Here is a 21550-nt window from a genome sequence, read left to right as displayed (position 1 = left end):
GATGGTTGGAAATATTAATTCTGCTGTATTTTTTATCAATACTATATAAAAAAACAAACAACCACTTTGAAAAGCAGTTGTTTGTGTTATAATCCCTTTCGTGCTATCGGCGTGGGCGTTGTGCTATTCCAGTAGCACATTGCCTAGTCGCTTAGTCTTGTAGCACTAAGGGGGTGACTTATGTGAAAACATCAGAAGTTATTACTCTGATCTTGTTGCTAGTTTTACTAGCACTTGCAAGTAGTATTAAAGTGTTCGCTATACTGAATATACTACTTGAAGTTGTAAGCAAAATAGCCTAACGGCTAGGAAGTGGGTGGGTTCGCTACCTATCCACGACCTTTCTTTATTATAAGCCTTTCCATTTCAATTTCAAGCCTATTGTAGCAATCTTTGCCAAATCGGTAGCACATTTTCAGGCAAGGTGAGGGATTTTCCTAACTCAATCCAAGCACAAGGGAAATGAAAATCAGACCCTACCGAGGCCAATAATTGATGTTCATTGGCCCAACGGGCGATTAATTGGCGTTGATCAGGCGATTGTCCACAACCGGCGACTTCAATTCCGTCACCATGCCATTGGCTGAAATCCACCACTAAACGTTTTATCCAACGATTGGTCATGTTATAACGCAAGGGATGGGCTAATACCGCCAATCCACCGGCTTGATGAATGACGTCAATGGCCGTGGCAATATCCACCCAATCGGCTTTTACATAGGCGGGTTTACCGGCGGATAAATAGCGTTTAAAGGCTTGTGTGTCGTTGGAGACTTTGCCTATTTGCACCAAAAAACGAGCATAATGCGCACGGGTCACTTCCCCACTGGCTAAGGCTTTGGCCCCTTGATAGGCGTCGGGAATGCCTAATTGTGCTAATTTTTCGCCAATTTGTATCGCTCGATCTAAACGTAAGGCGGCTTGTTTGGCTAAAAGTGCGGTCATTTCTGGCGAAGTTTCATCAAAGCCTAATCCCACAATATGAATGCCCCGATCTTTCCCTTGCCCTGACCAACAGGTGGAAATTTCCACGCCATTAATCAAGTGGATACCTTGCTTTTGGCATGCTGTTCTGGCCTCGGCTAATCCTGCAATGCTATCATGATCACATAAGGCCAACACATTCACCCCTTTTTCAGCCGCTCTCTGTACCAGTTCGGCGGGGCTTAACACGCCATCTGAGGCGGTACTATGGCAATGCAGATCGTAAATTTTTTCGTTCATCTTTTTCACTTCAAACGGAAAAAGTGCGGTTATTTTCACCGCACTTTCATATTCTGTTATTTGATATTCTTAACCAAGGCTTTCACTAAAGCGGGGCCATGATAAATCAAGCCAGAATACAGTTGTAATAAACTAGCACCCGCCTCAATTTTTTCCTGTGCATGCGGTACGCTATCAATTCCCCCACTCCCTATAATCGGGATTTCGCCTTGCAATTCTTGCTGTAAACGACGAATAATCGCAGTGCTTTTTTGTTGTAATGGCTTGCCACTTAATCCACCGATTTCTTGTGAATATTTTAAACCTGTGACATTTTCTCGATCGATTGTCGTATTGGTTGCAATGACGCCGTCCATGTTGTGACGGCGTAAGGTGTCCGCCAGTTGTACCAGTTCTGCCTCGGTTAGATCTGGGGCAATTTTTACCACAATCGGCACGTATTTATGATATTGCGCCGACAATATCTGTTGTCTGGCTTTAATGCTTTGTAATAAATCTTCTAAGGCCTCGCCATATTGTAATTGACGTAAGTCAGGCGTATTAGGCGAGGAAATGTTCACCGTAATATAATCGGCATAATTATAGGCTTTGTTTAAACAAAACAGATAATCGTCCTTACCTTTTTCAATCGGCGTGATTTTGTTTTTGCCAATATTAATGCCTAATATGCCGTTAAAACGAGCCTTTTTCACATTTTCAATTAAATGATCTATCCCTTTGTTATTAAAACCATTACGGTTAATTATTCCCTCGACTTCGGGTAAGCGAAATTGGCGGGGTTTGGCATTGCCGTCTTGCGCCAATGGCGTGACGGTTCCGACCTCAATAAAACCGAAACCTAATGCCGCAAAGCCATCAATGGCTTCACCGTCTTTATCTACCCCTGCAGCTAAACCAATAGGATTGGGAAATTTCAACCCCATGACGTTTTTTTCTACGCCTTGCGGACAAGGGAAAATCGTTTTTAACAGCGGTTGCAACAACGGTTTTCCCGCCCAATGTAAGGCTTGAATCGTCACATGATGAGCGGTTTCGGGTTGCAAGGAAAATAGGGCTTTACGAATTAGGGAATACATAAAAATAACGCTCGCTATAATATTCCCTCTCCCTTTGGGAGAGGGCTAGGGTGAGGGTTCAACTAACTATTTAACGCTTTTTCAATTTTCTCAAATAAATCTCGTGACAAATTTTCCACTTCAAATAAGCGTTGTAACGCACGTTTCATCAACTGTTGACGTTGGCTGTCGTAACGTCTAAAACGCACTAATGGCTCAATTAAACGGGCGGCTACTTGTGGATTACTTTGATTTAAACGGAGCAAAATTTCCGTTAAGAAACGATAACCCGAACCATCTACCGCATGGAATGCCCGTGGATTTTGATTAATAAAACTGCCCACCAAAGCACGCAAGCGGTTTGGATTGTTAAAATTAAAACTTGGGTGATCCATAAGTTGTTGGACAATGCTCAACACATTTTCGTCAGGACGGGTGGCTTGTAAATTAAACCATTTATCCATCACTAAGCCATCTTGTTGCCATTTTTGTTCAAAATCCGCCATCAGGCTATCACGGCAAGCTAATTGCGCTTTGCCGGCAGCCTGTAATGCAGCAAGGCTATCAGTCATGTTGTTGGCATGCAAATAATGTTTGTTCACTAAGACATTACCCACCTCGGTAAAGGCTAAATAATGCAAGCAAAGATTACGTAAGGCACGTTTTGCAATGTCTTGCGTATTAATTTGATAATCCTCTAAACGAATTTGATTATAGGTATCTAGCCATTGCGCTTTGAGGCTTTCTGCTAAAGTGCGTTGCAGAAAATCACATACAATGGCAATGCCTTCTGGATCAATCACTTTAAATTGCTCTGCAAATTCCGTTTCTTTTGGCAACGTTAATATCAAGGTGGTTAACTCAATATTGCTTTGATAGTTGCTTAATACTTGAGAAAGTGCGGTTAACATTTCTGGAGAAAATTCAAGTGGTAGACCATTTTTATAGGCTTCTAATAAACGGCGTAATTCTAAGCTGAATAACATTTGCACCGCATCCCAACGCACAAATTCATTTTGCGCAGATTTTAATAAGATCACTAACTGTTCAGGGCTGTAATCATAATCTAATTTCACGGGGGCAGAGAAATCACACAATAATGCTGGCACGGGGCGGCTCGTAATATCATGGAATTCAAATACCTGATCATTTTCCGTGACATTCAAGACGTCATCCACCAATTCGCCATTTTTCAATAAGGTAAATGGAATGCCTTTTTGGTTATACAAGGCAATTTTAAGCGGAATATGTAAATTCACTTTATTCATTTGATCCGCTGTCGGCGGCGTCATTTGGGACACAATCAATTTATAGCTGTGTTTTTTCTCATCATAGCTGTCAGTCACAGTTAATTCTGGCGTGCCAGATTGGCTATACCAACGGCGGAATTGGGTTAAATCCACACCAGAGGCACGTTCCATGGCAGACACAAAATCTTCACAAGTGGCTGCTTTACCATCATTTTCGGCAATATACAGTTGTATGCCTTTTTGAAAACGTTTTTCGCCCAATAAAGTGTGCATCATGCGAATTACTTCTGCCCCTTTTTCATACACAGTCACCGTATAGAAGTTATTCATTTCTAATACTTTTTCTGGACGGATAGGGTGCGACATTGGGCTTGCATCTTCGGCAAATTGCAGGGTACGCAAGTATTGTACATTTTGAATACGATTTACTGCACGTGATCCCGTATCGGAAGAAAATTCCTGATCACGGAAAACAGTCAAGCCCTCTTTTAAGCTTAATTGGAACCAATCACGGCAAGTCACACGGTTTCCTGTCCAGTTATGAAAATATTCGTGGGCAATCACCCGTTCTACATCCAAATAATCGGTGTCAGTGGCGGTTTGTGGGTTGGCTAACACAAATTTCGAGTTGAATACATTCAAGCCTTTATTTTCCATGGCACCCATATTAAAGAAATCCACCGCCACAATCATGTAAATATCTAAATCATATTCTAACCCAAAGCGATCTTCATCCCATTTCATGGATTTTTTCAGGCTTTGCATGGCCCACTCGGCACGATTTAAATTGCCACGGTCCACATACAATTCAAGCAACACATCACGGCCACTTTTGGTGACAAAATGGTCTTGTAATAAATCAAAATCTCCCGCTACTAAGGCAAATAAATAACAAGGTTTCGGGAAGGGATCTTGCCATTGCACCCAATGACGACCATCATCTAAATCCCCTTGTGCAATGCGGTTACCATTAGATAATAAATACGGATATTTGCTTTTATCTGCGGTGATGGTGACATCATAACGAGCTAAGACATCAGGACGATCAAGCATATAGGTTATTTGACGGAACCCCTCTGCTTCACATTGTGTACAAATGCCATCCCCCGATTGATACAAGCCTTGTAATGAGGTATTTTCTGATGGCACCAAATACGTCACAATTTCTAGCGTAAATTGATCCGCACTTTCAGCACTTAGTTCGCTTAAATCTAAGGTTAGACTTTCTTTATCTTGTTGATAGGCGGTAAAATCAGTGCCATTTAATTTAATACTGGCAAATTGAAAGCTATGTCCGTCTAAACGTAAGCTGGTGGATTCTGGATTTAAACGCACCACTTGGCTAACCGCCGTGACCACGGTATGAACGGGATCTAATTGAAAATCAAGAGAAATGTGTTGAATAGTAAAATCGGGAGTACGATAATTTTTTCTGTATTTAGCTTGCATAAGAATGTCCAAATAAAGCAAATGTAATAATAAATGACAATGACGTCAAAATTTAGGAAATATCACGAATAACGTTATCCCTTAAATTCGGCGAGCTTGCCAAAATACCTTGGTCCAATAAGGGCTGTTTAATGAGGAATAAATCACCCCACCTTTGGTTGACGCATGTAAAAATTTATCTTCTTTCACGTAAATGCCCACGTGATAGCCGAAAGGCCCTCGCCCTGTTTTAAAGAACACTAAATCGCCTGTTTGAATTTGTGAACGAGGCACTTTTTTCCCATAATGAGATTGTTCTTTTGTTGTTCGAGGAAGCTGAATGTTAAAACGGTCTTTAAACGTCGTGCGGGTAAATCCTGAGCAATCCACACCCGATCGGGTATTTCCACCTAATAAATAAGGTACTCCCGCCCATTCTCGCTGTTGTTCGCTTAATAAGGTGATCACCATGATCGGGTCATTTAACTGACCTTTATAATTAATCCCGTCATAATCTTCTTTATCGGCAGAAGAAAATGGCGAAGATGAAGAACACCCTGTTAAAAATAAGGGGATTAATAAGAATAGAAAACCTAATCGCTGAGAATAGTTCATCGATCTTCCTTTTTATTATTTTGCGTTAACGTTGTGTTAAAGCCATTCATCAGCAAAATGAACGGCTTTTCGCATAAAGTTTAACCTTTTGGTTTTGCTTTTTCTACTCGAGCACGTAGTTTTTGACCCGGTCTAAACACCACCACACGACGTGCTGAAACCGGTACGCTTTCGCCGGTTTTAGGATTACGTCCTGGGCGAGTGGATTTATCACGTAATTCAAAATTACCAAAACCCGATAATTTTACATCTTCGCCGCTTTCTAAGAAAACACGAATTTGCTCAAAAAAACCTTCTACAAATTCTTTTGCTTCGGGTTTGGTTAATCCACATTTGTCAATGAGGTTTTCTGCAATTTCAATTTTTGTCAATGTCATAATTAATCTCTCAAGTAAGCATTAAAACGTTGTTTTAATTCGGTTAATACAACAGAAATCACCGCATTAATATCATCTTCTTCCAAGGTTTTTTCAGTGTCTTGAATGGTTAAGCTAATCGCCAGACTCTTATACCCCTCTGGCACCCCTTGACCTTGGTAAACATCAAATAAATTCACGCCAGTCAGTTTTTCACCCGCTACCGTGCGACACACCTCAAGCACATCACTGGCAGCCACATGATTTTCCACCACTAAGGCTAAATCACGACGGTTGGCTGGGAATTTTGAAATCTCTTTCGCCACGGCCACTTTACGTTGTGCAATTTTATCCACCAAAATTTCACAAGCAAAGGCTTTACCATTTAAGCCAATTTTTTGTGCAATACTTGGGTGAATTTGCCCGATAAAGCCGATTTCTTCACCATGCAATACAATCGCTGCCGATTGGCCAGGGTGAAATGCTGGGAAAGCTTTAGCGATAAATTTAACCTCATTTGCATAAGCCGTCAAGGATAAAAGATTTTCTAAATACCCTTTTAGATCAAAGAAATCCGCAGTTTCTGCTTTACTCGCCCAATGTTCATTTAAACGCGCCCCCGTCATCACGGCACTAAATACACGTTCTTGACGCACACCAAATTCGGCTTTTTCATCTGGAATAAAACGTAAACCTAATTCAAATAAACGAATGCGGTTTTGTTGACGGTTTTGATTATACAATACCGCCCCGAGCAAGCCTGTTAATAAGGAAACACGCATGGCCGACATTTCCACCGAAATCGGATTCGGTAGAATCAACGCTGGTTGATCGGGGTGTAATAATTGCTGAATTTTCGGATCCACAAAGCTGTATGTAATCGCCTCATAGAAATCATTTCCCACTAACGCGGTTTTTAAGCGAGATACATCCACCTCTGCCTCATGATGTTCACGCATTTTTAAATGGGCTAACGGTGAATTATTCGGAATTTCATTATAGCCGTAAATACGTGCCACTTCTTCCACTAAATCTTCTTCAATTTCAATATCAAAACGCCAGCTGGTTGAGGTGACCGTCCAAACATCATTGGCAAAACTCACCGCAAAACCTAAACGTTGGAAAATATCAGTAACCGTATCATTATCAATATAATGCCCCAATAAGCTGTCTAATTTCTCACGACGTAATTGAACCTGTTTGACTTTCGGCAAATCTGCCTCACTTGCCACTTCGCAAATTTCACCCGCTTGACCGCCACAAATTTCAATCAATAAGGCTGTGGCTCGTTCCATGGCTTGACGAGCTAACTCAAAATCAACGCCACGTTCAAAACGGTGTGAGCTGTCGGTGTGTAAGCCATATTGTCTAGCACGTCCAGTAATCGCTAAAGGATTAAAGAAAGCCGCCTCTAAAATCACATCTTTTGTATTTTCCGCATCTACGCCACTGGTTTGACCACCAAAAATCCCCGCCATGGCTAAAGGACCGGTTTGATCGGCAATCACTAACGTATTGGGTTGTAAGGTTGCTGTTGAACCATCTAATAAGACTAATTGCTCCCCCTCTTTGGCCATACGCACATCAAATGGTTGCGTCACTTTTTCCGCATCAAAAGCGTGCATAGGTTGACCAAGTTCAAGTAGGATGTAGTTTGTAATGTCTACAATCGGATCGATAGAACGAATATCACAACGGCGTAACTTTTCTTTTAACCACATTGGTGTAGCGGCTTTGACATTGACATTCTTCACGGCACGCAATAAATAACGAGGGCAAGCCTCGGGGGCGGATACCTTAATTTCAACTTTATCGCTGATCGTCACTGGCACTTTAGCAAACTGCGGTGCATTTACCGCCAGTTTATTGACCACACCAAGCTCACGAGCAATCCCCGCAATACTCAAACAATCTGCACGGTTTGGGGTTAAACTAATTTCAATCGCTTGATCATTTAATTGTAAATAATCACGTAAATCAGTCCCTATTGGTGCATCAGCCGGCAATTCAATAATGCCACTATGATCTTCTGTAATACCAAGTTCACTGAAAGAACATAACATCCCCTCGGAGGGTTGACCACGTAATTTGGTTTTCTTAATTTTAAAACCACCGGGTAATACCGCCCCCTCTGTTGCACAGGCGACTTTTAAGCCTTGACGACAGTTTGGCGCCCCGCAAACAATATCTAATAGACGTTCGCCGCCCACATTGACTTTGGTCACACGTAATTTATCTGCGTCAGGATGTTGTGCGCATTCAACCACTTCCCCAACAACTACACCGCTAAATTCGCCCGCAACACTTTCCACGCCATCCACTTCTAAACCTAGCATGGTAATCTGGTCGCATAATTGTTCGGTGGTAATGGCAGGATTTACCCATTCTCTGACCCATTGTTCACTAAATTTCATCTATTCTTCTCTCTTATTTCAATACTTCAAAGGATAAGCCTTTAAATACAGTGTCATTAAACTGAATTTCAAAATTATATTTCCCCACAGGGTCACTGGTATCAAAAATCCAACAACGCACATATTCATTATTGTTAAATTCCGCTTGTTTCACTGGCGTAAAAATCAAGAAATGCGTTTGGCTATCATCTTCTGCTTTAACTTGTGAGCTAGGCAAGGTTTTTACCTTTATCGGTGCAGGTGAACCCAAATATTCCACCAAACGATTTTCTGCCTGCGGATTAACATTGGTCAAGGAAAAACACAGTTTGCGTGGTTTATGGCGTGACAACTGAGTACCTTCCATTAATTTAGGGGTTTTCTCAGAAGTGTCCAATACAAACAACGCAGCCATGGGTTCTTTTTGCGGATGCGCTGGCAAATGAGAGACTTTTGGCGAGTCGCCCTTATTAACCGCGAAAAGTGCGGTGGAAAATAGGCTTAAAACACCTAATGTGACTAATTTATTTATCTTCATTTAATTGTTTTCCTATTTAAACTGTTTCAAGAAACGCAGATCGTTTTCAAAGAATGAACGTAAATCCGTCACGTTGTAGCGCAACATGGTTAAACGCTCTACACCCATCCCCACCGCGAAACCGCTGTATTCATTTGGGTCAATCCCCACATTACGCAAGACATTTGGATGTACCATGCCGCAACCTAAGACTTCTAACCATTTGCCATTTTGGCGCATAATATCCACTTCAATAGATGGCTCGGTAAACGGGAAATAAGAGGGACGGAAACGCACTTGTAGATCTTCTTCGAAAAATGCCCGTAAGAAATCATGTAATAAGCCTTTTAATTCGGTGAAATTGGCTTTTTTATCCACATACAATAATTCAATCTGATGGAACATTGGCGTATGGGTTTGGTCGTAGTCATTACGATAAACCCGACCTGGCGCCATAATTCGAATTGGTGGTTGCATTTTCTCCATGGTGCGAATTTGCACGCCAGAAGTTTGGGTACGTAATAACAATTCGGGATTGAACCAGAACGTATCATGATCGGCGCGTGCGGGGTGATGTTTTGGAATATTCAAGGCGTCAAAGTTATAATAATCGCTTTCCACTTCTGGTCCACTTTCCACGGAGAAACCTAATTCAGAGAAAAACTTCACTACACGCTCAATGGTAATCGCCACAGGATGCAAGCCACCCGTTTCAACTTTGCGACCCGGTAAACTGACATCCACACGTTCTTGTTCTAATTTGGCATTTAATACGGCTTGTTCCAACTGCTCTTTTTTCGCATTTAAATGATCTAAAATAGCCTGTTTGGCTTCATTAATTTTCGCCCCCACGGCAGGACGTTCTTCAGCGGCCACATCACGCAACCCTTGCATTAACTGAGTAAAATGTCCTTTTTTACCAAAATATTCTACACGGAAATTTTCTAATGCCTCTAAGCCTTTATCCTGTAATTCATCCAAGGCTACCCGAGCCTGTTCCGTAATCTCTTTAAGGTTTTGCATACCTACCCTTCTTAAATTTAATGTGTTTTTCAAAAATACGCTTAATGATAATATTAACTTATTAAAAAATCACGTGATTTTTAATAGAATTTGTCATTTTTCTGTATATTTTATAGCGATAAACAAAAAAGAGAGCAAATTTGCTCTCTTTAACAATCAACAAGCCCTAAATTAATCCTTACCTTTTAGTAAACGATTAAGCGTCGGAACCAATAATAACAAGATGACGGCAGTCACTAATCCAATCCCGCCAATCATTTCATAGAAACTCGTCGGATCGTTTTCATCAAAGCCATTTTTAAAGATCACACCGCTTAAAGTAAAACCTAGCGAATAAGATAAAAAGGTCAAGGCGACCATGGAGGCTTGGAAATTTTTCGGTGCAATTTTGGTGGCCAAAGATAAAGAGACTGGGCTTAACAACAACTCGCTGATAGTAATCAATAAAATAAAGAAAAAGAACAACAAGAAACTCGTACCTTGCGCTGACACCATAAAAGAAAAAGCAAAATACGTGATACCAAGTGATAACATGGAAATCACAAATTTCATTGGCGTTTTCGGCTGTTTATCGCCCAATTTTGTCCAAAGTGTCGCGAGTAAACCGGCTAACATGATCACCCATAGACCTTGTAATGAACCTAACCATGCAATAGGCATGGAAAAACCGAAAATATTGCGATCGATTGTTTGTTCAAAATACAAAATCATAGCCGTATCAAACTGTGCCCATAAAGACCAGAAAATGCTAATGATGATAAATAACGGAATAAACGCCACAATATTGCCTTTATTTTCCACATCACGACTGATGAGCAAACGGACAAAATAACCGATAGTTAAGCAAATCACACAAATTAACAATATTTGGGGGAAATTTTGCAAAGTGAGGAAACCAGAAAAAATAGCGGCAGCGACAATGGCAACCAGACCGAGCCAAGATAAACCCGCTTGTTTTTTCTCTTTTTGATTTAACGGATTAGGTACGGGACGTTGTGGTAGATTTTTACGTCCCCGAGAATATATAATCAATCCCAAAGCCATCCCCACGGCGGCGACGCCAAAACCATAATGGAAACCCCAGAATTCTTGCAATACGCCTGTAAACAACGGACCTAATAACGCGCCAATATTAATCGCAATATAGAAAATGGAAAAGCCCGCATCTCGCATATGACGTGTATCATCCGTTTCATATAAAGATCCCAAGGTTGCACTGGCTGTGGTTTTCACGCCACCACTACCTAATGCAATCAAAATCATTCCGACTATCAGCCCTTCTAATCCAGAAACAAGGGCTAATATAAGATGCCCTAGCATCACCACAATACCCGAATAGAACAAGGTTCTTTCTGCGCCTAGCACACGGTCAGCCACCCAACCACCGACTAAACAAGAAAGATAAACACTTCCGCCATAGGCACCCACAATCCCGCCCGCAATATTTTTATCTATTCCTAAACCACCTTGACTGTATTCATAATACAAATACAGGAATAAAATGGCTTTCATCCCATAGAATGAAAAACGTTCCCATAATTCAACATGGAACAAGCTAGACAACGCATAAGGATGCCCAAAAAAAGTTTTTTGTTGCATAAAGCATTCCTCTCAATATGATTAGTTTCTTTTTTCAAAGTATAGCATAACAATTTATTAACAAAGCACGAAATATCAGAATTTAAGTCGTGATCAGTGAAATTTTTGCAATTTAACACGACAAATAAAAAACCGACAGCATAAATCGCTATCGGTTGAGTATATTATCAGTTGAGTATATTATCGGAAAATGAGAAATTATCTCACCCATTCTGTTTTAAAATAAGTTAAACGCTCAATATTGGTCATATATTTTCCCACATCTTGGGTTTCGGGCTTATAAATATAGGGAATTTCCCCTAATAACGGCGCCTCAATTTTTTCACACAAGGTATCAATCATTTCCGCATAATGCCCCAAACACGGGTTAATCCGATTGGCAATCCAACCAATTAACGGCACGCCGAGATTCATCAGCGATTGCACCGTTAACAAGGTATGGTTAATGCACCCTTCTTTAATCCCCACCACCAATACCACAGGCATTTGATGTGTCACTACCCAATCGGCAAAGCTAAAATGCTTATTAATCGGTGACAACCAACCAAAACAGCCCTCCACCACCACGGTTTGATAGCGTTGATTTAAGCGATCTAAATCTTGGTTAATTTTTTCCAGTTGGATTTGCTCCCCCTGATCCGTAAACAACGGCATGGTATGCCCAAAGGTATAACTATTAATATCTCGATAGCTCACCGCTTGCTGCGTGGTTTTCATCAAGGTTAATACATCCGCATTGTCCTCTGCGCCATAATCCCCCTCTTGTACCACATCATTTTCTACGACTTCATCATCTTGCGTACAAGCAATCGGTTTATAGCCCACAACTTCAATATTTTGCGCTTGTAACGCCTGAATAATTGCCCGCGTTGCCACGGTTTTTCCCACATTGGTGTCTGTACCTGTTACAAAAAAACTACTCATAACTACATCCTTTTCCGATAAAACGGAAACGATTGTAAGGCAACTTACCCAAAGCGTTATTGCGCTAACGCAAGTTTTTGGCGGTTTTTACCGATTTTATTACAATTTATTGATCCAAAACAAATTTTAAACCCGATTGGCGCTTGCTTTTTCGCTGTACTGCTGTTTGCCACACGGCTTTACTAGAAAATACCGTAAATTCTTTTTTGGCTCGAGTAATGGCAGTGTAAATCAATTCTTTGCTTAATACTGGCGTATTATTCGGCGGTAACACCAACAAGGTATGATTAAATTCAGATCCCTGTGATTTATGTACCGTCATCACATAAGCTGGCTCATATTGCACGGGGATTCGATGGCGAGAAATCAAACGGTATTTTCCTTGCTTATCCAAACTATCAAAACAGACCTGATTATTCCCCACATAAATGCCAATATCGCCATTAGCTAAATTCACATTACGATCATTTTGCGTAATCATTATCGGTTTACCCAAATACCAATCTCGTTCATTTTTAAAACTCACTAGCCCAGCTTGTTGTAAGGCATAGGCAATCCGCTGATTCAGTTTTTCCACACCCAATTCACCGCCTCGCAAAGCCGTTAAAAGACGCACGGCATTAAATTTCTCAAATAAAACTTGATAATCTGAATTCTCTAATGGTGACGAATGTTGCTGTAAATATGCTAAATAATCTCGATAATTTTGCACCGCACTTTGCACTACAGGTCGCACACAATCTTGCATAAAGGCCTTTTCATCCGTTGCTATTGAAGATGAAAATTCCACCACATGTAGTTGACCTTCGTCAAACTCTTGTTGAAATAACGCCCAACTTTTTTCACCACAAGTGGGCGCAATATTATTCACGGCGGTGGCTAAATGGCCAATGCCCGAATGCTCATCAAAACGACGGCTGTCTGGCAAATAACATAGACAACGGGAAATCGGTGATAATGGCGTTTTACTGACGACTAATTTTTCCCCTGTCACCTCGGTTAAATAATCGGTAAAATCTTGATCGTAACAAGCGATCTTTTTTTGTCGTTGCGGATCAAAATACAGCCCTAAAAATTCCCCTAGTTCCCCTAAAATCGCACCGGCTTCCACGGAAGAAAGCTGATCCTTGTCGCCTAATAAAATCAATTTACAATGCGGCGCAAGAGCAGATCTCAGTTTATTCATCAAAGATAAATCAATCATTGAGGCTTCATCAATAATTAAAACATCATAAGGCAAGGGCTGTTGCGCATGATATTTTGTCTGCTCTGTAAAAGGTCGTACGCCCAGTAAGCTATGTAAGGTTTGTGCTGAGGTTGGCATTTTTTCAAATAAGCCATCTTGTTTTAACAACGTGGGGAAAATGCCTTTCTCCTTATCTTCCTTTTTCGGATTAAATTCCGCCGAAATACTCTCACTTAATCGTGCCGCTGCTTTCCCCGTGGGCGCAGCTAAACCAATTTTTAATTGGCCTTGATGTAATTGTTGCAGTACCGCCAATAAACGTGCCACCGTATAGGTTTTGCCGGTACCCGGCCCGCCAGAAATCACACAAAAAGATTGTCGTAACGCCACCGCTACAGCGATTTTTTGCCAATTCGTATTCGCCCCAACGTCACCAAAATAACGTTGTAGACTCTGCTTAATTTTTGCAGTATCAAGATCTGCGGTATTTTTCACCGCACTTTTTATATAGTCGGCTAAACGATATTCATCTTGCCAAGTGCGGTAAAAATAAAGCGCATTATGTTGCAACACAAGCGGTGCGATTTTTTCCGTTGGATTGAGCGTAAAAGCCACATGATCTTGCAATACTTCGGCCCATTGTGATAACGGCAAATGGTCAATTTTTTGCTCAATTTGAGCGATATAATCCACATGATGTTCATCTTTAACCGAACGCAAACCAAAATAATGATGGGCTAAATCCTGATCTAAAAACAAACAAGTATTCCCTTGCGATAAGCTATGTTGGCAAAGTGCTGCCAATAAAATAGCCAATTGCTGTTGGGGGTCTGAATAACCCAAACCTTGCTGTTTATCGGCAATCAATTTAGCAAAATAATAATCCGCTTGGCTAATATGTTGCTGTTGGCAAAGGGTAAATAATAAATTAAGCATGGAATAAGGCCTCCAATGTTGAAATTAAGTCTGCCTTTGGTCGATCAAAAAAGACACCAGAGGTGGTTTCGCCGTTCATTCCCCGTAAGAAAGTATAGATCACTCCACCGAAATGGGTTTCATAATCATAATCCGGATCACGTAAACGTAAATAACGATTTAAGGCCAACACATAAAGCACATATTGCAGATCATAATGTTCTTGCTGCATGATCTTAACTAACTGATCAGGTTGATAATCTTGTGGTGATTTACCCAATAAATTGGATTTATAATCCACAATATAGTATTTGCCTTGATAACGAAAAACCAAGTCAATAAAGCCACGTAACATGCCTTGAATTTCATCAAATTGCCATGGGTTTTGCCAATATGGGTGATGTTTTTCTAACGCATGATTAAAAGCCTTAACATCAAAAGTGCGGTGCAAATTAAAATAGAATTGCAGTTCTTTTAAGCCATCTTTCGGGGCTAATTGCGCCAATGAAAAACCGTCCGCTAACAATGGCGTCTGTAATATGCGTGATATCCATTGCATAAATGGCGCTTGCCAACTTTCATCTAATCCCAAGCGTTGACAATATTTTGCTGCCAGTTCAGGTGATACGGCTTGGTTAAAATTGATTTTCTCCAAAAAGCTATGTAACACCGTCCCTACTTTTGCCCCATAGGGAAAATCTACCGGCGCGCGTTGAGCAGGATAATCTTGCCAAACCGTTGTTCTATCCAAGGTTGCTAACTCATGCGCTTGCACCAACTGATCATTATCTTTCACACCATCAAAAAGGAAATTATTTTTCACCGCACTTTCTGTATGTATCCCTGAAGATAATGGCGTTTTCACGGAAGATCCTGCATTTTGTTGATGATTTCTCAATAACCCCGTAAAACTTTCCACGCGCCAATTGCGTTCAATCTCCGTCTCAAAGGTTGCTGGCGTTAAATGATCAGATGGCGATATTGCTGTCAATTCAGTTTTTTCAGATAATTCCAATTCGCCAATCGGGGTAATTTGTAACTTATCCTGTCCCCATTTTTGTTGTAAATCCGTTAATAACATTTGGCTATCATAGGCAGTATTTATTTTTTCATTTAAGCCCATCTCACCTTGAGTTAACGCATAGCCAATCGCACACCAATCCTCTCGCAAAGTCAAAGGTAACGCAATGTTGACCTGATATTTCGCCCGCGTTAATGCCACGTACAACAAACGCATTTTTTCAGCCATTTGTTCTTGACGTGTTTGCGCCGTTTGCTGTTCTTGTATATCCCAATATTCCTGTTTATCTTGTTCATCATGATATGTCTTTATCTGATCCGCTTTAATCGCCGAAAACGCGATAAACGGCAACCACACCAAGCCATATTCCAAGCCTTTGGATTTATGAATGGTGACAATTTTCACCAACTGATTTTCACTTTCGAGCCGTAATTGTTGTTCATCATCACGATCTTGTTTATTTTGAATTTGTAACTCAAACCAACGTAATAAACTGGCCTCGCTTTCTTGTTTTGGCGTGGCTTGTTGTAACAATTCGCTCAAATGCAATAAATTCGTCACCCGACGTTCACCATTTGGCATGGCCTTAATTTTTTCTAACAGGCTAGGCTGATTTTCATCGCTATACAAAAAGAGCTGATACAGCATGGCCAATACGCCCTGATGTAACCAACTGCGACGATAAAGCTCAAACCGATTTGCCCACTGCTCCAATAAGCGATCTTGCTGTTTGATTTGATTGATTTCAGAGGCACTAAAGGCAAACAAACTGGTCGACAAGGCATTTAAAATCCTTTGGGTATGTTGCGGATGTAAACAAGCCTGTAAAATTCGGCTTAATTCCACCGCCTCATCACTGTCAAATACGTTGGTTTTATCTGACAAATACACAGACGCAATGCCACGTTTGCGTAAACTTTGTTGAATTAATTCCGCCTCTCGCCAATTTTCTACTAACACTGCAATATCATTATCCTGCACCTTGCTTTGTTGCGCTTCTTTCACAAAAACTGCGGTATTTTTATCCGCACTTTTTAGCCATTGCGCAATGGCATTGGCACAGGTTTCAGCAAATAATATTTGGCTTTCGTCTTTGTTATCATTTTGCATAGCCCCTAAATAAAACGCAAAAGGGGCTTGTTTTTCACCTTGGAAAAGAAAATCCGCTTGACGACTTCCCTCGCCCACCGGATGAAAAGCAATGTCTTGATAAATAAACGGATTTGGGAAATCAAACAGTTGATTAATGGCTTCTATTAATGCACCATTGGAACGATAATTTTTTTCGAGTGTAAAACGTTGTTGTGCTTGCTGACTAGCTTGTAAATAAGTAAAAATATCCGCGCCACGGAATTTATAAATGGCCTGTTTCGGATCGCCAATCATAATAAAACCGCAATCGGCTTGGCTTTGGTAAATCTTCGCAAAAATTTGATATTGCTGATTATCGGTATCTTGAAATTCATCAATCATAGCAAAAGGATATTGTTGACGAATGCACTGCGCCAATTCCTCCCCTTGTTCACCACGTAACGCATCACGCAACAATCGTAATAAATCATTAAACCCTTTTTCTGTATGATCTAACTTATACGCGGTTATTTTTTGGTTTAACGCTTGCAAAAAATGATACAAAATGAGGTTCTGCTCCTGAGTGAAGTCAAGATTATTGATCTCATCTACTCGACTAAAAAGAGGATGTGATATAGGTTCTGCGCCCTCTTCTACATAAATCGTATTTAAATTTTGTTGTGAAAAATATTTCACACAATCTGGAAAATCCAACTGATAATCATCATTCGCCCAACTTTCCATTTGATTTAACCAATTTGGCACATGATTAGATTTAAAATTCGCGCGTTTTAACCGTTTGTTCTCACCCTTGCCATATTTTTTCGCTAACTCATCCTCAATTAATCGACGAATTTCCACCGCACTTTTTTGCCATTGTTCTTTTAATTGCTGAATTTGCTGTAACTTAGGATAGAGCTGCTGCTCAAGAAAATCAGCAAGCGAAAGACGCAACAAGGCTGGAGGAATGTGCTTAACCGCTAAGCTATCTCGCCCCACATACCGACTTAAATTAAACCCTGAACGTTTCCCATTTTCCTCCGTAAACATCACAAAATGAGGCGATATGAAGTGTTGCTGAATAAAAAGAGTGGACACCAGAGGCAAAGAATAAAAATTTTCACGCCACACTTCATTGGCAAAACGCTTTAATAATAGGGTTTCGTCTTTAACCAATTCTAATTCAAACTGAATCCCCGAATGAAAGGCATATTGCATTAACATACGGCGACAAAAACCATGAATCGTATAAATCGACGCCAAGTCCATATTTTGTTCCGCTAAACGCAAGCGTTGGATGGCAAGATCCATATCATCAATATAGTCAACCACTTCCGCTAATGCTTGATTATCCTTAAACACGGCCTTATCCGGCGTGACTTGATAGGCCATTAGCTGTTTTCTGGATAAATGAATTCGCTGACGAATACGTTCTTTTAACTCTTGCGTCGAGGCTTCGGTAAAGGTCACGACTAAGATTTCTTCCACTGACAATGGACGAGAAAAATTATGTTCACCCACTTGCAATAGCAAACGAATATACAAGCTCGCCATGGTGTAGGTCTTGCCGGTTCCGGCGGAGGCCTCAATCAGCGTGGTTTTGGTTAAAGGGGTGGATTTAAGGGTAAGTGCGGTGGTATTTAGCATGTTTTTTCCCAAAATAAAAGGCTAACTACTGTTAGCCTAGTTATATCATAAAATCAATCATTATACTAGTTGGGGGAGCATTGGCATTTTCCAAGCCAGCCCGAATTTTGCTGTCGAACATATCATAATCCACTAAAAACGCATCATGCCCATAATCCGAAGCAAATTCAAAATATTGCAAATTTACCTGTGCTTGTTCTAATAAGGCTTTGCTTTTATGTAAATCATTTATTTTAAATAACTGATCATTGGTCACCGCCACCAAAGTATAACGAGCCTTAATCCGTGCTAAGGCGGTTTTAATATTGTCAAAACCTACAGCGGGATCGTATAAATCCAAGGCCCGCAATAAATGCAAATAACTATTGGCGTCAAAGCGCTCAAGGAATTTTTTCCCTTGATAAGTCAAATAGCTTTCCACTTGAAACCAATCGCCCCAATATTGCCCCTCGGCTTTGGTGGCGCGTCCAAAGGCTTTGGCTAACTGTACATCGGTACGATAGGTTAGCATGCCCAACATCCGTGCAATGGCTAATCCTTTAGCGGGCGGTTCGCTGTCATAATAATCCCCGCCCTTAAAATTAGGATCATTCAAAATCGCTTGGCGCATGACATGATTAAAGCCAATGGCCTCCGCACTAAAGGTTAAAGAGGAACAAAGATTCACCACATTATCCACAAAATCAGGATAATACACTGCCCATTGTGTGGCTTGCATACCGCCAAAAGATCCGCCGACCACCGCATGTAAATGCGTAATCCCGAGATAATCAAGTAAGGCTTTTTGTACTCGCACAATGTCTTGTACAATCACATTGGGAAATTGGCTACCATAAGGCTTACCCGTTTGCGGATTGATTGACGCAGGCCCTGTTGTGCCTTTACAGCCACCCAACACATTGGAACAAATAAAGAAATATTTCTCTGTATCAAAGGCCAACCCTTTCCCCATAAAACTCTGCCACCAACCCGCAGCATGAGGGTCCATAGAATAGGGTTCCGCATCTCCAGTTAAAGCATGACATAACAAAATCGCATTACTCTTATCGGCATTTAATTTACCGTAAGTTTGGTAAGCAACTTCAATCTGCTCAAGCTGTCCACCAAACACGAGTTTTAACGGCTCTTGCTCAAACAAGGTAACTTTTTGTACAGCCATGAATACCTTAGAGATAATATTGAATAAAGTGGTTATAAACTACCGATTATGGGGGGAATTGTCAAGAATTTTTAGACGTTTAGATGGCTAAAGGGTTGAATTTCGCCCTTGGGGCGACTTACTTTTTCTTTGCTTGTGCAAAGCAAAAGTAATCAAAAAGAAAGCACACCCCCGATTTTGCCTTGTTTCCTGAAAATAAAAACACAGGGCTAATTTTATCACCACTTATCCACCGCAACTAGATCACTTTCACGCCCCTCAATCCACCGTTCCCCTTGTTCCGTCTGCTCTTTTTTCCAAAAAGGCGCTTTGGTTTTCAGGTAATCCATTATAAATTCATTCGCCGCATAAGCATCACTACGGTGAGCGGTACTCACGCCAACTAGCACGATTTCATCTCCTGTATGCAGCAAGCCTACACGGTGAATCACGGCGATCCGTTGCAAATTCCAACGTTGTTTGGCGGCTAGTACGATTTCATGTAGCGCTTTTTCAGTCATGGCGGGGTAATGTTCTAAATATAAACTCGACACCTTGTCACCCAAATTCATTTCCCGCACTTTGCCCACAAAAATCGTGGTTGCACCGACGCTATGTTGTTCCGATAACCAACGATACACCGCATTTTGATCAAAGGGTTGTTCTTGTACTGTAATTAAAATATCGTCCATCGCTTACCCCCCCGTCACTGGCGGAAAAAACGCAATTTCATCGCCTGATTTAACCGCACTTTCTAACGGTAGCAAGGTTTGATTAATCGCCACCAGTAACTTGCCCTTTTGTAACGCCAATGCCCATTTATCGCCTTGTTGAGCCAAATGCTGGCGCACGCTTTCTGCAGTGTCAAATTCGGCGTTCAGTTCCAACTGATCCACACCCACCAGTTCTCGAGTTTGAGCAAAAAATAAAATCTTTAGCATTATTCCGCCTTAAAATTCCCCGATTTTCCACCGCACTTTTCCAATAAACGCACGCCTGAAATAATCATATCTTTTTGCACTGCTTTGCACATATCGTAAATCGTCAACGCCGCCACACTTGCAGCGGTTAAGGCTTCCATTTCCACGCCTGTTTTGCCCGTGAGTTTACATAGGCTTTCAATCCGCACCTGATTTTGCTCGGGAAGTGCGGTTAAATTCACTTCGACTTTTGACAGCAATAACGGATGACATAAAGGAATCAATTCCCACGTCCGTTTGGCGGCTTGAATCCCTGCAATTCTAGCGGTGGCAAACACATCCCCTTTGTGGTGATTACCATTAACAATCATTGCCAAGGTTTCAGGTGACATTGTCACAAAGGCTTCTGCTCGTGCTTCTCGTACCGTATCTTGTTTCGCCGACACGTCCACCATATTGGCTTCACCGTTTTGATTGATATGAGTTAATTTTGTCATTCTGTTATCTCTTTTCTGGCTATGTTCGAATTTTATATTAATATTGTAGCAACCGTGTTAACTCACTAATTGCTCATTTTTTAAGCTGTTAATAAATAACGTTCAGCGTCCCATTTTTGCCCTGTTTTCAACAGGGTATTGATGATGACGATCATTTTACGAATACAGGCAACTAAACTACATTTTTTGGATTTGCCTTTTTCTAGCAGTCGTTCGTAAAAATGTTTGAACGCGGGTTCGTGTCGCACGGCACAAAGTGTTGCCATATAAAGCGTACTGCGTGGTAACGCTCGACCACCACGGCAATGACGTTTGCCTTGTAGGTTTCCACTATCTTTAGGATAGGGAGCAACGCCCGCCAAGGCAGCTATAGCTTTGTTTGACACCTTTCCTAGCTCTGGCAAACACGCCATCAGCACGGCAACGGTTTTGCGTCCGACACCTTTGATGTTGATAAATTTTTCGGTTTGATCGTTAAAATGATCGTTCATCTTATCAATATCTTTTTCTAACGCACGAATTTGTTCGTCAAGATAATCGATGACATTTTGTACGTTATGCCGTTGGCTTTTATGCACTGTGTGGAGACGGTTTTTCTCCATAACACGCATTTCAACCAACTGCTGATGGCGAGTAACCAAGGCTTGAAGCTCAATTTCTTCAGGCGATAAAATGCGGTGCAAATACACTTCGCTTTCGCCTTGAGAGTCTAGCATACAAGCGTAAGCCGCAAGACGTTGAGCGTCTTTCGGGTCGGTTTTACCCGAGCTT

17 protein-coding genes are annotated in these 21550 nt (G+C 41.1%); all 17 read right to left on the bottom strand.

What is annotated here, in order from left to right; translation table 11 throughout:
* Positions 1-378 precede the first annotated feature (378 nt).
* The gene (rnm, locus tag ACTG7X_RS09490) at positions 379-1224 is read right to left on the bottom strand and encodes an RNase RNM (RefSeq protein WP_439258230.1); all 846 of its coding nucleotides are present in this window, start codon (positions 1222-1224) and stop codon (positions 379-381) included.
* A 56-nt stretch (positions 1225-1280) separates the two neighbouring features.
* The gene (gene pyrD / locus ACTG7X_RS09485) at positions 1281-2300 is read right to left on the bottom strand and encodes a quinone-dependent dihydroorotate dehydrogenase (protein ID WP_439258229.1); all 1020 of its coding nucleotides are present in this window, start codon (positions 2298-2300) and stop codon (positions 1281-1283) included.
* 62 nt (positions 2301-2362) lie between these two features.
* Positions 2363-4984 carry an aminopeptidase N gene (gene pepN, locus ACTG7X_RS09480; protein ID WP_439258258.1) on the bottom strand — a complete coding sequence of 874 codons (2622 nt, stop codon included), beginning with the start codon at positions 4982-4984 and terminating at the stop codon, positions 2363-2365.
* A gap of 75 nt (positions 4985-5059) precedes the next feature.
* Positions 5060-5572 (bottom strand): C40 family peptidase, encoded by a 513-nt coding sequence (locus ACTG7X_RS09475; RefSeq protein ID WP_439258228.1) that lies wholly within the window; start codon positions 5570-5572, stop codon positions 5060-5062.
* An 80-nt stretch (positions 5573-5652) separates the two neighbouring features.
* Positions 5653-5949 (bottom strand): integration host factor subunit alpha, encoded by a 297-nt coding sequence (locus tag ACTG7X_RS09470; RefSeq protein WP_439241634.1) that lies wholly within the window; start codon positions 5947-5949, stop codon positions 5653-5655.
* Between the two features lie 2 nt (positions 5950-5951).
* The gene (pheT, locus tag ACTG7X_RS09465) at positions 5952-8342 is read right to left on the bottom strand and encodes a phenylalanine--tRNA ligase subunit beta (RefSeq protein ID WP_439258227.1); all 2391 of its coding nucleotides are present in this window, start codon (positions 8340-8342) and stop codon (positions 5952-5954) included.
* 13 nt (positions 8343-8355) lie between these two features.
* Entirely contained in the window at positions 8356-8859 is a 504-nt protein-coding gene (locus ACTG7X_RS09460; protein ID WP_439258226.1) for a hypothetical protein, read from the bottom strand.
* Positions 8860-8871: 12 nt separating this feature from the next.
* Positions 8872-9861, bottom strand: a complete 990-nt coding sequence (pheS, locus tag ACTG7X_RS09455; RefSeq protein ID WP_439258225.1) for a phenylalanine--tRNA ligase subunit alpha — start codon at positions 9859-9861, stop codon at positions 8872-8874.
* Positions 9862-10032: 171 nt separating this feature from the next.
* Positions 10033-11460: a peptide MFS transporter gene (locus ACTG7X_RS09450; protein WP_439258224.1), complete on the bottom strand. Its 1428-nt coding sequence runs from the start codon at positions 11458-11460 to the stop codon at positions 10033-10035.
* A gap of 198 nt (positions 11461-11658) precedes the next feature.
* Complete coding sequence (gene bioD / locus ACTG7X_RS09445) at positions 11659-12384, bottom strand: dethiobiotin synthase (RefSeq protein ID WP_439258223.1); 726 nt, start codon at positions 12382-12384, stop codon at positions 11659-11661.
* A 106-nt stretch (positions 12385-12490) separates the two neighbouring features.
* Positions 12491-14506, bottom strand: coding sequence for an exodeoxyribonuclease V subunit alpha (recD, locus tag ACTG7X_RS09440; protein ID WP_439258222.1), 2016 nt, complete (start codon positions 14504-14506; stop codon positions 12491-12493).
* Complete coding sequence (gene recB, locus ACTG7X_RS09435; RefSeq protein ID WP_439258221.1) at positions 14499-18224, bottom strand: exodeoxyribonuclease V subunit beta; 3726 nt, start codon at positions 18222-18224, stop codon at positions 14499-14501. Before recB ends, recD begins: the two co-directional genes overlap by 8 nt.
* A 40-nt stretch (positions 18225-18264) precedes the next feature.
* Complete coding sequence (metX, locus tag ACTG7X_RS09430) at positions 18265-19383, bottom strand: homoserine O-acetyltransferase MetX (protein ID WP_439258220.1); 1119 nt, start codon at positions 19381-19383, stop codon at positions 18265-18267.
* A 218-nt stretch (positions 19384-19601) separates the two neighbouring features.
* The gene (moaE, locus tag ACTG7X_RS09425; RefSeq protein WP_439258219.1) at positions 19602-20054 is read right to left on the bottom strand and encodes a molybdopterin synthase catalytic subunit MoaE; all 453 of its coding nucleotides are present in this window, start codon (positions 20052-20054) and stop codon (positions 19602-19604) included.
* A gap of 3 nt (positions 20055-20057) precedes the next feature.
* Complete coding sequence (gene moaD, locus ACTG7X_RS09420) at positions 20058-20303, bottom strand: molybdopterin synthase sulfur carrier subunit (RefSeq protein ID WP_439258218.1); 246 nt, start codon at positions 20301-20303, stop codon at positions 20058-20060.
* Entirely contained in the window at positions 20303-20779 is a 477-nt protein-coding gene (gene moaC, locus ACTG7X_RS09415; RefSeq protein WP_439258217.1) for a cyclic pyranopterin monophosphate synthase MoaC, read from the bottom strand. The genes moaD and moaC overlap by 1 nt, the downstream gene beginning before the upstream one ends.
* Before the next feature lie 80 nt (positions 20780-20859).
* On the bottom strand, positions 20860-21550 hold a 691-nt coding region (locus tag ACTG7X_RS09410; protein ID WP_439258216.1), incomplete at its 5' end, for an IS110 family transposase.

Source organism: Lonepinella sp. BR2271 (genome assembly GCF_051851515.1).
Classification (GTDB): domain Bacteria; phylum Pseudomonadota; class Gammaproteobacteria; order Enterobacterales; family Pasteurellaceae; genus Lonepinella.
Note: the sequence above shows the minus strand (reverse complement) of the source record. Positions and strands in the feature narration are given on the sequence as shown.